Here is a 15,260-nt window from a genome sequence, read left to right as displayed (position 1 = left end):
GACACAGATAAGCATCCGAGGGCCCACTGGCTCAACACACCTCCCTATCACTGGGCCATTGGTCCAGTACCGGAGGGTATTCATCGGCCACTCGCGGCCAACGGACCAGCGTTCGCTCAGGCGGGGCGGCGGGCGTAACAGAAGAAGTGCTCCTCGGGCTCGATCCCCTCGGGCCGGAACAGCGCGGTGTGGTGCTCCACCACCTCCAGCCCGGCCTCGCCCAGCAGCCGCAGGTGCTCCGCCGGGGACAGGCTGCTGACGGTGACCTCGTGCCCCATCCAGACGATGTCGAGGTCGCTGATGTCCCCCGGCACGGTCGCGAGTACGAAGTACCCGCCGGGCGCCACCCACGAGGCCATCCGCTCCAGGGCTGCGGCCACTTCCCGCTGGTCCATGACGAGCAGCGGGAAGAAGGAGCACACCGCGTCGAAGGGGCCCTCCGAGGGCACGTACGTCCGGACGTCTGCCTGCTCGAAGCGGGCCTGCGGGACCCGGGCGCGCGCGAGGTCGACCATGTGCGCCGAGACGTCGATGCCGGTCACCGCGCAGCCGGCCCGCGCGAGCGCCTCGGCGGCCGGTCGGCCCGTACCGCTGCCGACGTCCAGTACGCGGGCGCCGGGGGCGAGGCGGGCGGTGAGCCAGTCCAGTGCGGCGAGCTGTCCGGGGACGCGCCCGAACACCTCCTCGTACCGTGCGCCCACGTCGTCGAAGACCTCTGCCGCGGACTTGCCGCCCTTCATCGGCTCCCCCACCTTCACCCTCGATTCGTGTGCGCCGCCGCCCGGCCGGCCGGTCCGGACGCCGTGGAGGTTCTGCCCGGGCCGGTGGACCGGAAACGCCGCGGGTCCCCGCGCTCAGCCCGGGGACTGGGCCGCGGCGCGGCCCGACGCGATGAGCTGGAGGTCCGCGGTCAGGGAGTCGAGCCAGGCCGTCGTGGCGAAGTACGCGAGCCCGGCATCGGGCGGCGCCGCGTCGGTGGGCGCGGGCAGAGTGTCCGGAAGCAGGGCTTCGGGGGCGCCGGGTGGGCCGGGTGCGCCGTGCCGGGTCTTGCGCGGGACGTCGGCCGCTGCCGCCGCGCGGCGCAGCCCCGCCGCCACCCGGGCCGCGTACTCCCGCAGTCCCGCCGCCTCACTGCGCGCGAGCGGGCTCCCGTCGGCGCTGCCCAGCACCCGCCCGCCGCCCCAGAGCACGTGGTGCCCGGTCATCACCGCGGCCTGCCAGTCGGCGCCGGGCGCCACCGGGCGCTGCGTCTCGCTCTGGTACTGGGCGTACGCCGACTCCGCCATCGTCAGCGTGGTCCGGACCCGGTGCTCCTCGTCCCCGGTGGATTGCGGGAGCCGCCCGGGCGCCGCGACGACGGCGGTGGTCGTCTCGACGTCGTCGGCGCAGGCGCGCAGCAGCCGGGCCACCGCCCGGCCCAGTTCGTCATGGGCCCCGCGCGGCCAGGCGAACAGCCCGCACACGATCCCGATCGCGCTGCCGATGAGCACGTCCAGGAAGCGGACCTCGGCCAGCTGCCAGGTGACCGGGGACAGCTGGGCGAAGACGAGGGCGACGACCAGCGTGAACAGGGCCTGCGCCCAGCCCACGCCCCGTACGGGACCGAGGGTGAACGTGAGCAGCATCAGCGGCGCTAGCACGATCGCGTACAGGGTCGTCTCCTCGCGGGCCAGCGCGAGCACCGTCCCGGCGGCGAGCGCGCCCACGCAGGTGCCGATCAGCGCGCTGCGCACGGTCTCCCGGGTCTGCACGGCGGTGGTCCGGGTGAGGCTGATGACGGCGAGCATGGCCCAGAAGCCGTGCGGCAGGGAGTCGAGCCCGGCCACGGTACGGGCGACGGCGAGCGCCACCGCGATCCGTACGGCGTTCTGGAAGTGCACGGAGCGCGGCCCCGTGTGCGCGGCGAGCCGGTGCCACCAGAGGCGGGGGGTGCTCTGCCGGACGTACCAGAACCGGTCCGCGGCGTCCGCGTCCGGGTGCGCCCCGCGCCCCTCCACGGCGATCTCCGCCGCCGTGCGGAGCGCCACGGTGGCGTCCGCGACCTCCAGCAGCGCGGCCTGCCGGCGTCGGGACTCGGGCAGGTCGGCCGGGATACGGGCGTTGCGGGCGCGCAGGCGCAGCAGTTCCGCCGAGTCCACCGGGGGCCGGCGCCCGTCGCGGAGCAGGGTGGCGGTCCCGGTCGTCGATTCCCGGACCGCGCCGAGGAGGTCGAGCCCGGCTTGTCTCGGCTCCCGCCCGGCCGGCGGTGCGGGCAGGTTCCGCAGCCGGGAGAGCAGGGTGCGCGCGGTCAGCCCGGTGTGGGCCATGGCCCGCTCGCGCAGACCCGGCCCGGCGGGCCGTTCCGCCTCCGGGACGTGGGAGGGGCGCAGCGCCTCGGCTGCCGCCCGGGCCCGGTCGGCGGCCGGAGCGGCCAGTACGTGGGGCGGCCGCCCCAGCGCGGCGGCGCACCGGGCCGCTTCGGCCGCTGCGCCCGCGGCCCGCTCCGCGTACGTCACCGGGCGGGGGTCGGGCAGGATCCAGGCCTCGGCGAGGACCAGCAGCAGGAGGCCGGCGAGGGTGCCGACCAGCCGCTCGCCGAGGGTGTGCGGGAGGTACGGCGGGAAGCTCGGCAGGATGTACAGCAGTTGGAGCCCGGGCGCGGCGCCCGCCGGCCGGGGTCCGGCCGCCGCCGAGAAGGCCAGGCAGAAGCCGACGACGGCCATGCCGAGGACGGCGGTCCAGGTCCGTACGGCGAGGAAGGTGCCCAGGGTCACCAGGAAGCAGGCCACCGGGAGCAGCTTGACCATGACGGCGGCCCGCTGCCTTCCGGTGCCCGGGATCCGGGCGAGCCCGGCCAGGGAGACGGCCGAGAAGAGGGCGTAGGTCGCGCCGATGGGCCGGTCGAATCCGTACAGGAACACGAAGAAGGAGCCGCAGGCGGCGAGCGTGGTCCGGACGGCCCGGCGGGCGGCCGCCGGCACTGGGCCGGTGCCCGTCCGCAGTTCCCGTTCGAGTTCCCCAAGGGCTCGCACGTTCTCAGAATCCCACGGGGACGGCCGCGGGACCTGGGGACGAGGAACTCAGGGGTCGGAACTCAGGGGTGGGTGTTCCAGCCGGCGATCACCGGGAGGTCGTGTTCGGTGGACAGGATGCTGACCGTGCCGGTGCGCAGCAGGAAGAGCCGGCCGTCCTGCGGGGGCAGGCCCAGGTAGCGGGCGGTCAGGACGCGCAGGAAGTGGCCGTGGGCGACGATGACGGCGTCGCCGCGGTCCTCGGCGAGGACGGCGGCCGCCCGGGCCAGGGCGCGGTCCGCGCGGGCGCCGACCTGGGCGGCGTTCTCGCCGGGGTGTTCGGCGTCGCCGGGCGGGACTCCGTCGGTCCACAGGGACCAGTGCGGCCGGGTCCGCTGGATCTCGGCCGTGGTGATGCCCTCGTAGCCGCCGTAGTCCCATTCGTACAGGTCGGGGTCGGTGACGCCGTCGCTCAGTCCGGCGAGTTCGGCCGTGGCGACGGCCCGGCGCAGCGGGCTGGTCAGCACCAGGGCGAAGTGGCGGTCGCGGAAGTACGGGGCCAGCGAGATGGCCTCCTCGACGCCGGTGGCGGTCAGCGGGATGTCGGTCCGCCCGGTGTGGCGCCCATTGGCGCTCCAGGCGGTCTCGCCGTGCCTCACCAGCAACAGGTCGCTCATGTTCCGGACCATAAACCCTCCGGCGTGTCGGCGCCGGGGGATTCCCGCCCCGACCGACCCGGCCCGGGAGCAATCGATGCGCAAACGCTGCGAGTGGCTCGTCCGGGACGCACTCGCGAGGCTCGGGCCATGGATGGAAGCGAGCGCGAGGAGTGCGTCGCGGCGGGTTTCGCGGCGGCTTTCGCGGCGGGCGACGAGCGGTGCATGGAGGCCGTCTACCGGCGCTGGCGGCCGCTGGTGCACTCGCTCGCCCACCGGTGCCTGGGCGACGAGCGGGAGGCCGAGGACGTCACCCAGCAGGTGTTCCTCGCCGCCTGGCACGGCCGGCGGCGCTACCGGCCCGGGCCCGGCGGGCTCGGGGCCTGGATCACCGGCATCACCCGCCACAAGGTGGCCGACGCCCTGGAGGCGCGGACCCGGCGGGCCCGGGCGGCCGCGGCCGCGGCGCGCGCCTCCTGCGGTGCGGCCGAGCCTCCCGCGGGCCCGGCCCGGCAGGAGGCGGAGCAGGTCCTCGACCGGCTGCTGGTCCTCGGGGAGCTGGCCCGGCTGCCCTCCGAGCAGCGGCGGGTGCTGCACCTCGCCTTCTACGCGGACCTGACCCAGACGCAGATCGCCGTCCGCACGGGGCTCCCGCTGGGCACCGTCAAGAGCCATATGCGAAGGGCTCTGCACCGGCTGCGCCGGTCGCTGCCCGCGGCGGCCCGAGCGACTCGATGACCGCGAGGCCCGAGCGCAGCCCGTACAGCCGCTCGGCGCGCGGCGCCGGTACGTCCGCGCCCCAGCCGGGTCCGGCGAGCAGCAGTGCCGGACGGCTCCGGGCACCGCGCAGTCCCCACTCGATGCCCGCCACGGACCGGGCCAGGGCCGGGTCGGCGGTCGTACGGGACTGCGCCCACAGGACGACGGTCCGCGGGCCGGTGCGCCGCACGGCGTCGCGCAGGGCCTCGGCGGGCAGGGCGGCCCCGAACATCCGGGCCGGCACGCCCCGCTGGCCGAGGGCCGCGGTCAGGGCCTCGATGGGCAGGCTGTGCTGCTCGCCGGGGACGCAGGCGAGGAGTACCGGCGGGCTCCGGGGCGGCTCGGGCAGGGGCCGGATCCGGTGCAGCGCCGCGGAGACCTGCCAGGACAGCAGGTGCTCGACCTCCACGTAACGCTCCCCGGCGGTGGCCCATTTGCGGCCCACGGCGTGCAGGGTCGGCGCGATGACCTCCTCCCAGGCCGTGACCAGGCCGTCCTCGGCCAAGGCCGCCTCCAGCAGTTCCGCCACGGTCGGCGCGTCCAGGCGTACGGCGGCCCGCGAGAGCCCCCGGCACTCCGGGCGGACCGCGCCCAGCGGAAGGGCGTCGGGCCCGCCGGGAGCAGTCGACGGCTCCGGCGCGGCGGGGCGCGTTCCGGGGGCGCCGCCGAGCGCGGCCCGGGCCGCCTCGGCCGGCGGCACCCCGTCGGCGGTGAGCCGGCACATCAGCTCCAGCCGGGCGATGTCCCCCGGGGTCCAGCGGCGGTGCCGGCCGGGCTCGCGGCGGGCCGGGCCGATCGCGTACCGGCGCTCCCAGGAGCGCAGCGTCGTCGGCGAGACCCCGAGGTGGCGGGCGACAGCGCCGGTGCTCAGCGCGGCGGCGCGCCGGGGCTGGGGTGGTGTCTGGGGCGGGGGTGATGTCTGGGGCGGCGGTGGTGTCTGGGGCACGCGGTCCACCCGCTCACGATAGGGCGCCGGGGCGGCCGGGACCGCCGTTCACTGCGCTCCCCGTCCGCTCCGGAACCGTTCGAGCCCGTCGGCGAGTTCCACGATCCGGTCCGGGTAGGCGTAGCGGGCCCGCTCGGGCGCGGGCAGGCGCCAGGGCTCGTGCACCTTCGGGGCGTCCAGCCCGGCGAGCTCCGGCACCCAGCGGTGCACGAAGCGGCCCGACGGGTCGTAACGCAGGCCCTGGCGCACCGGGTTGAGGACCCGGTTGGGGCGGGTGTCGGTGCCCGTCCCGGCCACCCACTGCCAGTTGAGCTGGTTGTCGGCGAGGTCCCCGTCCACCAGGAGGTCCAGGAAGTACCGGGCGCCGATCCGCCAGTCCACGTACAGGGTCTTGGTGAGGAAGCTGGCGGTGAGCAGCCGGCCCCGGTTGTGCATCCAGCCCTCGTGGCGGAGCTGGCGCATGGCCGCGTCGACCACCGGGTAGCCGGTGCGGCCCTCCTTCCAGGCCTCGGTCTCCTCCTCGGCGGCCGCCCCGGTGCGCCAGTGGTCGCGGCGGTCGCGGTAGTCGCGTACGGCGGTCTCGGGGCGGGCGGCGAGCACTTGGTGGTGGAAGTCGCGCCAGCAGATCTGCCGGACGAAGGCCTCGGCGCCGGGGTCCGCGGCGGGGCCGGCGGCGGCGCGGGCGCGGTGGACGGCCTCGGTGGGCGAGAGCGTGCCGAAGTGCAGGTGCGGGGAGATCCGGGAGGTGGCGTCGCCGGCCAGGTCGTCGTGGGAGTCCGCGTAGCGGGAGAGGCCCGCGCGCAGCCAGCGCCTGAGCAGGTCGCGGGCCTCGCGCTCGCCGCCGCGGGCAAGGCCCGGGGAGACCCCGGTGACGTCCGCGCGCCGCGGCAGCGGGTCGGAGCCGATGCCGTCGGGCACGCGGACGGAACGCGGCGCGGGGGCGACGGGGCGGGGCGGCAGCTCGGACCAGCGGCGGAAGTACGGGGTGAACACGGCGAAGTGGTCGGAGCCGGCGGGGAGCACGGCCCCGGGGGCGGCCACCGTGATCACGGCCTCGTGTACGTAGAGCCGCACGCCCTCGGCTTCGAGGGCGGCGCGGAGCCGTTCCTCGCGGGCGTGGGCGTAGCCGCTGACCCCGGCCGCCATGTGGACCTCGTCGGCGTCGCACTCCCGGACGAGGGCCCGGACTTCGGCGACGGCGTCGCCGGACCGCAGCACCAGACGGCCGCCGCGCTCGCGCAGTCCGGCGTCGAGGTCGGCCAGGCAGTCGGCGAGGAAGGCGAGCCGGTTGGGCGCGGCGAAGCCGGCCGCGTCCACGGCCCGGTCGCGGACGAAGAGCGGCACCACCCGGTCGCAGGAGGAGAGGGCCGCGCGCAGCGGCGGGTGGTCGTGCAGGCGCAGGTCGGAGGTGTACAGGACCACCGCGACGTTCATGGGTTCTCTCGCTCCGCGTCGGGACCGGGGGGACGGCTGTCGTCCGGTACTTCGGCGGACGGGGGCCGGTCGGATGCGGGCCTGTCGGACAGGGACCGGTCGGACGCGGGCCTGCCCGACGCGGGCCGGTCGGACGCGGGCCGGTCGGACGCGGGGTCCCGGGTCGCGGCGGCCTCCTCGTCCAGGCGGCGCGCGGCGCGGGCGATGTTGCGGGCCATGCCGCCGAAGACGACGGCGTGGAAGGGCGACACGCTCCACCAGTAGAGGTGGCCGAGCAGCCCGTGCGGATGGAACAGGGCCCGCTGCCGGTACCGGGCGCCCCGGACCGCACCGCCCTGGTCCCGGCCCGGCGGCGCGGCCGGGTCCGCGTACATCTCCAGCCAGGCCAGCCCCGGCAGCCGCATCTCCGCGCGCAGCCTCAGCAGGCGGCCCGGTTCGATCTCCTCCACCCGCCAGAAGTCCAGGGAGTCCCCCACGCGCAGCCGGGCGGCGTCGCGTCGGCCGCGCCGGATGCCGACCCCGCCGACGAGCCGGTCGAGCCAGCCCCGTACGGCCCAGGCCAGTGGGAACGAGTACCAGCCGTTCTCCCCGCCGATGCCCTCCACCACCCGCCACAGCGCGGCGGGCGAGGCGTCGACCGCGCGTTCGCGCCGGTCGGTGTAGAGGCTGCCGCCCGCCCAGTCGGGGTCGGTCGGCAGCGGGTCGCTGGGCGCACCGGGCGGGGAGGCGGAGGACCAGCGGGTGGTCACGTTCGCCTCGCGCACCCGCCGCAGGGCCAGGGACACGGCCCGGTCGAAGCCGATCGGGGCGCCGGGCGGGTCGGGGACGTACCGCGCGATGTCGTGTTCCGCGCACACGACCTCGTGGCGCAGGGATTCGGCGAGCGGCCGGGCCAGCGCCCGTGGCACGGGCGTGACCAGGCCGATCCAGTGGCTGGACAGCCGCGGGGTCAGCATCGGGACGCGCAGGATGAGCCGGTGGGGCAGGGCGGCGACGGCGGCGTAGCGGCGCATCATCTCCTCGTACGTGAGCACGTCGGGGCCGCCGATGTCGAAGGCGCGGCTGACCTCGGGCGGCATGGTGGCGCTGCCCACGAGGTAGCGCAGGACGTCGCGGACGGCGACGGGCTGGACGCGGGTGCCGACCCAGCTGGGGGTGACCATGACGGGGAGCCGTTCGGTCAGGTAGCGCAGCATTTCGAAGGAGGCCGAGCCGGATCCGATGATGACGGCGGCGCGCAGGACGGTGGCCGGCACCCCGGAGCCGAGGAGGATCTCGCCGACCTCGGCGCGGGAGCGCAGGTGCGGGGACAGGTCGCGGACCGGGATCCCGGCCGGGGTGAGGCCGCCGAGGTAGACGATGCGGCGGACGCCGGCCGCACGGGCCTGCTCCGCGAAGACGCGGGCGGCGGTGCGGTCGCGGTCCTCGAATCCGGATCCGGCGCCGAGGGCGTGGACGAGGTAGTAGGCGACGTCGATGCCGCGCAGGGCCGCCGCGACGGACTCGGCGTCGACGACGTCGCCCCGGACGACCTCGGTGCTCCCGGCCCACGGGTGGTCGCGCAGCTTCTCGGGGGACCGGGCCAGGCACCGGACGCGGTGTCCGGCGTCGAGGAGCTCGGGCACGAGGCGGCCCCCGATGTATCCGGTGGCCCCGGTGACCAGGCAGTGCAGACCGGTGGTGGCCTTCATCGCTCTCTCCGCTCCTCGGACGTGTCCGCCCGGCAGTCAGTCCCTCAAGGGATTCCCGTGGACGGGTCGCTGCGGATGCACCTCGACCGCACTCGGCGGAAGGGCACCGCACTGGGCCATTGGTACAGTCACGGCATGGCGGTGGACGAGCTCGACACCCGGATCCTGCGTCTGCTGATCGAACAGCCGCGCACCAGCGTCCGTGAGTACGCCCGGATCCTCGGGGTCGCGCGCGGCACCCTCCAGGCCCGGCTGGACCGGCTGGAACGCACCGGGGTGATCACCGGAACGGGCCCTTTCCTCTCCCCCGCGGCCCTCGGGCATCCGGTGCTGGCGTTCGTGCACATCGAGGTCACCCAGGGGCACCTGGACGAGGTGGGCGAGGCCCTGGCCGCCGTACCCGAGATCATCGAGGCCTTTTCGATCACCGGCGGCGGGGACCTGCTGACCCGGGTGGCGGCCCGGGACAACGCGCATCTGGAGGACGTGATCCAACGGCTGATCCAGCTGCCCGGCGTGGTCCGCACCCGTACGGAGGTGGCGCTGCGCGAACGCGTCGCGCACCGGCTGCTGCCGCTGGTGGAGTCCGTGGGACGGGCTGCGCGCACATCCTGACGGGCGCCCGGGGCAGGTACGAGGCCTCGGTGGGATCACCCCCCGCCTGAATCACCCCGCGGAGTTACCCCGGGCCGGTCAGGGCTCCGGCGATCGCCCGGCCGGTCGGTGCCGCGGTCAGATAGGGCCGTACGTCGTGCGCCCGAGCCCCGTTGTGGATCGACAGGTCCCGCACCCGCTCCCCGAAACGCGGCCCGAGCTCCTTGGCCAGCGCCACGAGGTCGCCCCGGTCGGCGACGTTGGTCCACTGCCGCACGGGCGCGGGCCAGCGGCCCCGCCCCCGGGAGGGCTCCGGCCGGAGCCGGTCGAAGATCAGGTTCCGCACGCCGAGCGGGGATCCCAGGGTCACCAGCGACACATCCGGCCGGTCCGGGCTCGCGCACAGGGTCTCGTACGCGACGACCGAACCGAGGGAGTGCGCGACGATCGCCTCGGTCCGGTCGGTCACGGCCGCGGCGAGGCGCCCCTGGATCTCGTCGCGCAGCGCGGGCTCGGTGAAGTACCGCCGGACCTGGCGGGGGGCGCCGATCATCAGGCGTTCGCCGATCCCGGCGAAGAAGGCGGAGTGGCTGAGCGCGTCCAGGGCCCGCTGGACCAGGTGCGGGGTGCGCAGCCGCGTGCGGTCGCCCGGTCCGGAGACCCGGGTCTCCAGGGTGGCGGCGTGCTCCCACCACCGGAGCAGGAGTTCGCGCTCGATGCCGTCCTCGACGTCACCGGCGTCGAGCTCGGGTGCGCCGAGGCCTCGGTGGCCCTTGGGGCGGAAGAGGTCTCCGTAGAAGGCCATCGAGACCTCCTCGCGGGGGACGCCCGGGTGCCCGGCGAGGGTCAGGCCGTCGGCGAGCGCGGGGCACCACTCGGTGAGCAGGGTCTCGGGGCCCAGGACCTCCTGGGCGATGCCGTGGACGAGGACGATACGGCTCACGCGCGGACCTCCGTCAGGCTGAGGGCGACGACGCCCATGTCGGTGGCGACGCAGACGCGTCCGGCGGGGTCGACGGCGAACCCGTTGATGCCGCTGCCGATGTGGATCTCCGTTGTCCACAGGCCCGGCCGGCTCATGTCCCAGACCCGCATCAGACCGTGCTGGTCGGCGGCGATGAGCGTGTCGACGCCCCGGACGTCCATGACGCGGATGGCGCCGACCGCGGAGGAGAACGGCGCCAGCTCGGTGCGCAACCGCCAGCCGCCCGCGCGGGCGTGGACGCGCAGGCTGCCGTCGCCCGCTCCGGTGACGACGAGGTCCTCACCCGCGACCCGGGCCAGTTCGAGCCCGGTGGCACCGAGCTCGTGGCCGCCGAGCGGTTCGGCGAGCGGGCGGCCCGTCTCCAGGTCCCAGAGCCGGACGGTCCCGTCGTAGGAGCAGCTGGCGACGGTGTGCGTCCCGTCGACGAGAGCGGTCCGCAGTCCGGCGATGTTGGAGGTGTGGCCGGTCATGGGGACGCCGAGCGGCGCCTGGGTCCCCAGGTCCCAGGCGTGCAGGGCGTAGTCGTCGGAGACCGAGACCACGATCCGGCGCTCGCCCAGCGCGTACGTTTCGGCCCGGAACGAGGTGCCGGGCCGCTTCACGAGCCGACGGCGCGGCTCCAGGGTCCACACGTCGGTGTACATCCAGCTGCTCCGTACGACCACGGTGTCCCCGCCCAGGCGGGCCGCGGTGACATGGCTGAGGGCCAGCGTCTCGAACGTGAGCTGCGGCGCCACCTGCCGGCCGTCCGCCAGGTCGTGCACGCGGACGGCGCCGTCGAGCCCTCCCGTCACGACGAGGTCGCGCCCGCGCTCACCGGGGACGATGTCGGCGGACACCAGGGTCTGTTCCACCCCGCACAGCGGCTCCCCGACCGGGTGCAGGGCGACGAGGTCCCAGACCCGCACGTCCAGGGAGCCGGAGGTGATGACGACGGGCACCCCGTCCGCATGGCCGAAGACCGGAAGGGTCTCGGCGCCGAGGGGGCCTCGTGAACAGAACACTTCCAGGGGCGGGCCGAGGGGCTCCCCCGTCTCCACGTTCCAGATCCGCACCGCGTTGTCGAGGCCGCTGGTGGCGAGGACCGGAGCTCCCCCGATCTGCCCGAGGGCGCCCGCCACCACGAATCCGGTGTGGCCGCGGAAGGGTCCCGCCAGCATCTTCCCGTCGGCCACGTCGTGGACGTGCACGTTGTTCCCCGCGAGCGAGGCCAGGACGACGGCGCGCGAGCGGTGGAAGGCCACCCCCACGATCCGGGCCGACAGGGTCAGGTCCATGACGTCGAAGTGGGCCGGTCGCCGGGCGGCCGGGGTGGCCCCGTCACCTGTGAGGTGCCACAGGTAGGCGTGGCCCAGGGAGGTGGAGAGCACGATCTCCATCCCGCGCCCCGCCCGGCGCACGGCCAGCCGGCGGATGCCTCCCACGTGACCGGCCAGCGGGGAGCCCACCGGCGCGCCGGAGGCGGCGTCCCAGACCCGGGCCGTGCCGTCCTCGCTCCCGCTGACCACGACGGACCTGCCGTCCAGCTCACCGAAGGCAAGGCAGCGCACCGCGTTGGTGTGGCCGGTCAGCACCAGGCTCGCGCCGGGACCGCGCAGCGGGTCCCACAGGCGGACGGTGGTGTCGGAACCGCCCGTGGCCACCCTCGGGCGGGCGTGGACCATCTCGCAGGCCACAGCCGTGACCTGCCCCGTGTGGCCCTCCATCGGGGCGCCGAGCTGCTCACGGGTCTGCAGGTCCCAGACCCGGGCCGTGCCGTCCTCGCTCCCGGTGACGGCCAACGACCGGCCGGGCCCGGCACAGAAGGCGGTGGCGCAGACGGGCTGGGTGTGGCCCTCGGGTGGCTGGTCCGCCGTCAGGTCCCAGATCCGGGCCGTCCGGTCGTCGCCGACCGTGACGGCGAGCGCGGCCTCGCCGTGGTGGGCGAGCGCCGCCGCCCTGATGTCCTCCACGTGGCCGCGCAGCTGGTGGGCGAGCGGTTGCAGGGTGCGCAGGTCCCACACGCGGGCGCTGCGCGTGCCGCTGGTCAACGCCACCGGCCTGCCCCCGAGTACGCCGACCGAAGCCGAGAACACCCCGCTGCGGGTGATGTGGACGTGCGCCATGACGGGCTCGCCGATCTGGCGGCGCTCGGCGAGGTCCCACCGGCTGAGCATGCCCGCCTCGTCGCCGACCAGCGCCACGGTCCGGCCGTCGAGCTCCGTCGCGCACACCGCCGTGACCGCCATGGCGGGGCCGATCAGCGGGCTGCCGTCGAGGCGGGCGTCGCCGCCGTCGAGGATGCCGGAGAGGTCCCACACGTGGACGGCCTTGTCCTCGCCGCCAGTGACGGCGATGGGGCGCCCGTCGAGCTCGCCCAGGTCCGCGGCGCGCACGGAGCGCCGGTGGGCGCTGAGATCCCGGCCGAGCTGGCGGCGTCCGACCAGGTCCCAGACCCGGGCGGTGCCGTCGGCGCTCGCGGTGAGCACCACCGGGTGCCCGCGCACCGTGCCGACCACGATGGACTCGACGCGGTTGGTGTGGCCCGTGAGCGGCGCACCGTACTCCTGGCCGGCGGAAAGGTCCCAGACGCGGACGACTCCGTCGTCGCCTCCCGTCAACGCCACGGTGTAGTCGCCCAGTTCCCCGATGGCGATCGCGCTCACCGCGATCCCGACCGGCAGCGGGTCCCCGATCCGGCGCTGCGCCCGGAGGTCCCAGACGAGGGCCGTACGGTCCACGCTCCCGGTGACGGCGATGGGGCGGCCGTCGAGGAGGCCCACCGCCACGCAGACCACCGTACGGGTGTGCCCGGCCAGCAGCCGGTGGACCCCGCTCGTCGACCACCAGGCCCAGCGCGCCGACCAGGGCCGGATGACGGCGAGCTCCTCGACCCGATCGGCGAGCCGGTCCGCCCCGCAGCGCCGGGCCGACAGCTGGAGGTCGGCCGCCCGTTCGCCGAGCGGGCGGTCGGCGGTGAGCCGGTGGGCCACCTGTTCGTACGCGCCCCGGATCCGGCGGGCCCCTTCGCCCTCGATGGTGGCGAACGCGCGCAGCAGCGAGAGGGGTTCGCCGGCCAGCAGGAAGCCGGGGTCCTCGACCAGTTCGGCGAGCCGCCCCGCCTCGGCGGCGTGCGTGGCCAGGTGCTGGCGTACGTAGGCCACTGCGGCGAACCAGTCGGGGTGCCCCTCGGCCGCCCCGGGGACCAGCGACCTCAGGGCGTCCACCACCGACTGCTGGATCTCGGCGGGCGGCCGGTCGGCGGTGGCGCGCAGGTGCTCGGCCAGGGCCTTGTGGTAGAGCCGGTACACCGAGCGCCGGTCGTCGTCCACGACCTCCGCGATGTAGGCCTCGGCGACGTCGAGCAGCCAGCTGACGTCCTGTTCCTCGCAGGGCACCCCGGAGATCACCGAACTCAGCGCGGTCCACACCCGGCCGCGGGGCAGCCCCTTGCCCTCCGAGAAGGCCAGCGCCAGCAGCATCCGCCGGACTCGGGGCTCATCGGGGCCGAAGCGGGCCAGGTAGTCGTCGAAGGCCTCGCCGACCTCGCTGGGCAGCGCCTCGGCCCAGCCCGGCTTCGTGATGTCGACGGCGGTCTCGTCGGAGCGCAGCGTACGGGCGGTGGTACGGGCGTACAGGTACACACCGGCGGCCTTGTCGGCCACGCCGCGCGCCACCGCGCGGGCCAGTTCGGGACGGCCGCGGTAGGGGGTGCGTACGTCGGCCTCCTCGGCGGCGAGCAGCACCCGGGCCACGTACCCGGTGACGTCCTCGTGCCCGGCCCGGTACTCCTCGCGGTCCAGGTCCAGGCAGACGAAGGTGGGTCCGAGCGGGGTGACAAGCTCGTGCCGGGTGCCGACGAGGAGGCGCACACCCTGGATCTCCGACATCGGGCGCAGCAGCTCGCGGGTGATCCGGCGGGGCTCGCCGTGGCCCCCGGCGTCCGCGGCGGTGTCGGATCCGGCCTCGTCCACGGCGTCGACGACGATGATCAGCGGCGACCCCTGGCGGCCCCGCCGCGTGAGTTCCTGGAGCAGGGCGGCCGCGCCGTCGGCCTCGTTGCCGAGCGCGGCGGCGATCCGGTCCACGATCTCTTCGAGGCGTTTGTGACGGGCGTGCACGGCGGCGGTGACACAGCCCTCGGGGACGACGGTGCGCGGGTCCCCGCCCGTGAGGTCCAGCCGGGCCCGGTACGCCGGGTCGGAGAGGGCGACGATCCGGCCGAGGACGGCGGACTTGCCGCATCCCGGGCTGCCGGTGACGACCCGGCCCCGGCAGTCGCCGTCGGGGGCGGTCAGCCAGCCCACCAGCTCGGACAGCACGCTCACCCGGCCGCTGAAGTAGAGGCCCTGCTCGGACTCGAACTCCACGCCGCGCGAGCGGGGGCCGAAATGCTCGGTGAGGTCGCGGGCGACGACGCGGCGCTGGACCTCCAGGTCGGTGCCGAGCGGCGGTAACTCCTCGCGGTAGCCGGAGTTGGCGAGGAAGGGGGCGAGGCCGGTGACCAGGCCACTGGCCAGTTCGGCGCGCTGGCCGCGGCCGTCGGCCTCGAAGCGTTCGTTGACGGCCTTCACGAGCTCGGTCAGGTCGAGGTACTGCTGGCGCTGCCCGGTGCGTTCGGTCGTGGTCGTGATCGCGTCGCCGAGGGCGGCCACGAAGGCCCCGTCGTCGGCGACGTCCTTGCGGCGGGCCGAGGCGAGGAACCAGAGGCCGGCGGAGGCGTCGGCGGCCGCGCCCCGGTACACGATGGTCTGCAGCGCGACGGCGGAGGCGTCCGCGCTGCCCGCGCCGGCGGAACAGGTGTCGAGGATCAGCAGCAGATGGCGCAGGCCGCCCTTGCAGAGGATGCGGACGAGGTCCTCGGTGGCCAGGGCCGTGGCGGCGAGGTCGGCGTCCTGCGAATCCCAGCAGAGCAGGTAGTGCCGGTCGCGCTCCTCGACGGCGCCGTGGCCCGCGAAGTAGACCACGACGACGTCCTCGCCCGTGAGGGCGGTGTCGGCGGACCAGTGGCGGAGCTTCTGGCGCAGCTGTTCGGCGCCGTCGTACTCACCGAGTCCGGAGAGGACCGCGTCGTATCCGAAGGACCGGAAGAGCGCCGACATGTCACGGATGTCGGAGGGGACGGATGCGAGTTGTTCCTCGGGGGGAAGGTGCAAGTACCTGCCGCTGCCCATGCCGATGAAGAATCGTCGCCCCACCCAGCCGCCCCCCGCCGCTCGCCGCACC

The 15,260-nt window shown here is 75.4% G+C and carries 10 protein-coding genes; 2 read left to right on the top strand and 8 right to left on the bottom strand.

Annotated elements, in window-relative coordinates; all coding sequences use genetic code 11:
* Positions 1 to 116: 116 nt before the first annotated feature.
* The 3 genes from IF02_RS0128355 to IF02_RS0128345 form a co-directional block, all read right to left on the bottom strand.
* Positions 117 to 740 (bottom strand): class I SAM-dependent methyltransferase, encoded by a 624-nt coding sequence (locus IF02_RS0128355; RefSeq protein WP_030161864.1) that lies wholly within the window; start codon positions 738 to 740, stop codon positions 117 to 119.
* Between the two features lie 114 nt (positions 741 to 854).
* Positions 855 to 3,011 (bottom strand): FUSC family protein, encoded by a 2,157-nt coding sequence (locus IF02_RS0128350; protein WP_106977371.1) that lies wholly within the window; start codon positions 3,009 to 3,011, stop codon positions 855 to 857.
* Positions 3,012 to 3,073: 62 nt separating this feature from the next.
* The gene (locus IF02_RS0128345; RefSeq protein ID WP_030161860.1) at positions 3,074 to 3,667 is read right to left on the bottom strand and encodes a histidine phosphatase family protein; all 594 of its coding nucleotides are present in this window, start codon (positions 3,665 to 3,667) and stop codon (positions 3,074 to 3,076) included.
* Between the two features lie 129 nt (positions 3,668 to 3,796).
* On the opposite strand from IF02_RS0128345, the gene IF02_RS0128340 reads away from it, so the two are divergent.
* Positions 3,797 to 4,384, top strand: a complete 588-nt coding sequence (locus tag IF02_RS0128340; protein WP_051696615.1) for an RNA polymerase sigma factor — start codon at positions 3,797 to 3,799, stop codon at positions 4,382 to 4,384.
* Here IF02_RS0128340 and IF02_RS0128335 read toward each other — a convergent pair.
* From IF02_RS0128335 to IF02_RS0128325, 3 genes are read right to left on the bottom strand one after another with little or no spacing between them, the layout of a single operon-like run.
* Positions 4,311 to 5,351 carry a MerR family transcriptional regulator gene (locus tag IF02_RS0128335; protein WP_078622393.1) on the bottom strand — a complete coding sequence of 347 codons (1,041 nt, stop codon included), beginning with the start codon at positions 5,349 to 5,351 and terminating at the stop codon, positions 4,311 to 4,313. The genes IF02_RS0128340 and IF02_RS0128335 overlap by 74 nt on opposite strands.
* A 48-nt stretch (positions 5,352 to 5,399) precedes the next feature.
* On the bottom strand, positions 5,400 to 6,785 hold the full coding sequence (locus IF02_RS0128330) for a cryptochrome/photolyase family protein (protein WP_030161857.1): 1,386 nt from the start codon (positions 6,783 to 6,785) through the stop codon (positions 5,400 to 5,402).
* Positions 6,782 to 8,476, bottom strand: coding sequence for an SDR family oxidoreductase (locus IF02_RS0128325; protein ID WP_078622385.1), 1,695 nt, complete (start codon positions 8,474 to 8,476; stop codon positions 6,782 to 6,784). The genes IF02_RS0128330 and IF02_RS0128325 overlap by 4 nt, the downstream gene beginning before the upstream one ends.
* A 135-nt stretch (positions 8,477 to 8,611) precedes the next feature.
* Here IF02_RS0128325 and IF02_RS0128320 point away from each other — a divergent pair, with 135 nt between their 5' ends.
* Complete coding sequence (locus IF02_RS0128320) at positions 8,612 to 9,091, top strand: Lrp/AsnC family transcriptional regulator (RefSeq protein ID WP_030161854.1); 480 nt, start codon at positions 8,612 to 8,614, stop codon at positions 9,089 to 9,091.
* Between the two features lie 64 nt (positions 9,092 to 9,155).
* On the opposite strand, the gene IF02_RS0128315 is transcribed toward IF02_RS0128320, so the two are convergent.
* Both IF02_RS0128315 and IF02_RS0128310 read right to left on the bottom strand, forming a co-directional pair.
* Complete coding sequence (locus IF02_RS0128315; RefSeq protein WP_030161851.1) at positions 9,156 to 10,013, bottom strand: hypothetical protein; 858 nt, start codon at positions 10,011 to 10,013, stop codon at positions 9,156 to 9,158.
* A complete protein-coding gene (locus IF02_RS0128310) occupies positions 10,010 to 15,208 on the bottom strand; it encodes a caspase family protein (RefSeq protein WP_078622384.1) in 5,199 nt (1,732 codons plus the stop codon). The genes IF02_RS0128315 and IF02_RS0128310 overlap by 4 nt, the downstream gene beginning before the upstream one ends.
* Positions 15,209 to 15,260: the final 52 nt, after the last annotated feature.

This window comes from Streptomyces sp. NRRL S-244, from assembly GCF_000717915.1.
Classification (GTDB): Bacteria; Actinomycetota; Actinomycetes; order Streptomycetales; family Streptomycetaceae; genus Streptomyces.
The sequence above is the reverse complement of the archived record's forward strand: the minus strand, read 5'-3'. Positions and strand labels throughout refer to the sequence as shown.

Coding starts and splice junctions, on each gene's coding strand:
- IF02_RS0128355 (WP_030161864.1), bottom strand. CDS start 740: ATGAAGGGCGGCAAGTCCGCGGCAGAGGTCTTCGACGACGTGGGCGCA.
- IF02_RS0128345 (WP_030161860.1), bottom strand. CDS start 3,667: ATGAGCGACCTGTTGCTGGTGAGGCACGGCGAGACCGCCTGGAGCGCC.
- IF02_RS0128340 (WP_051696615.1), top strand. CDS start 3,797: ATGGATGGAAGCGAGCGCGAGGAGTGCGTCGCGGCGGGTTTCGCGGCG.
- IF02_RS0128330 (WP_030161857.1), bottom strand. CDS start 6,785: ATGAACGTCGCGGTGGTCCTGTACACCTCCGACCTGCGCCTGCACGAC.
- IF02_RS0128325 (WP_078622385.1), bottom strand. CDS start 8,476: ATGAAGGCCACCACCGGTCTGCACTGCCTGGTCACCGGGGCCACCGGA.
- IF02_RS0128320 (WP_030161854.1), top strand. CDS start 8,612: ATGGCGGTGGACGAGCTCGACACCCGGATCCTGCGTCTGCTGATCGAA.
- IF02_RS0128310 (WP_078622384.1), bottom strand. CDS start 15,208: ATGGGCAGCGGCAGGTACTTGCACCTTCCCCCCGAGGAACAACTCGCA.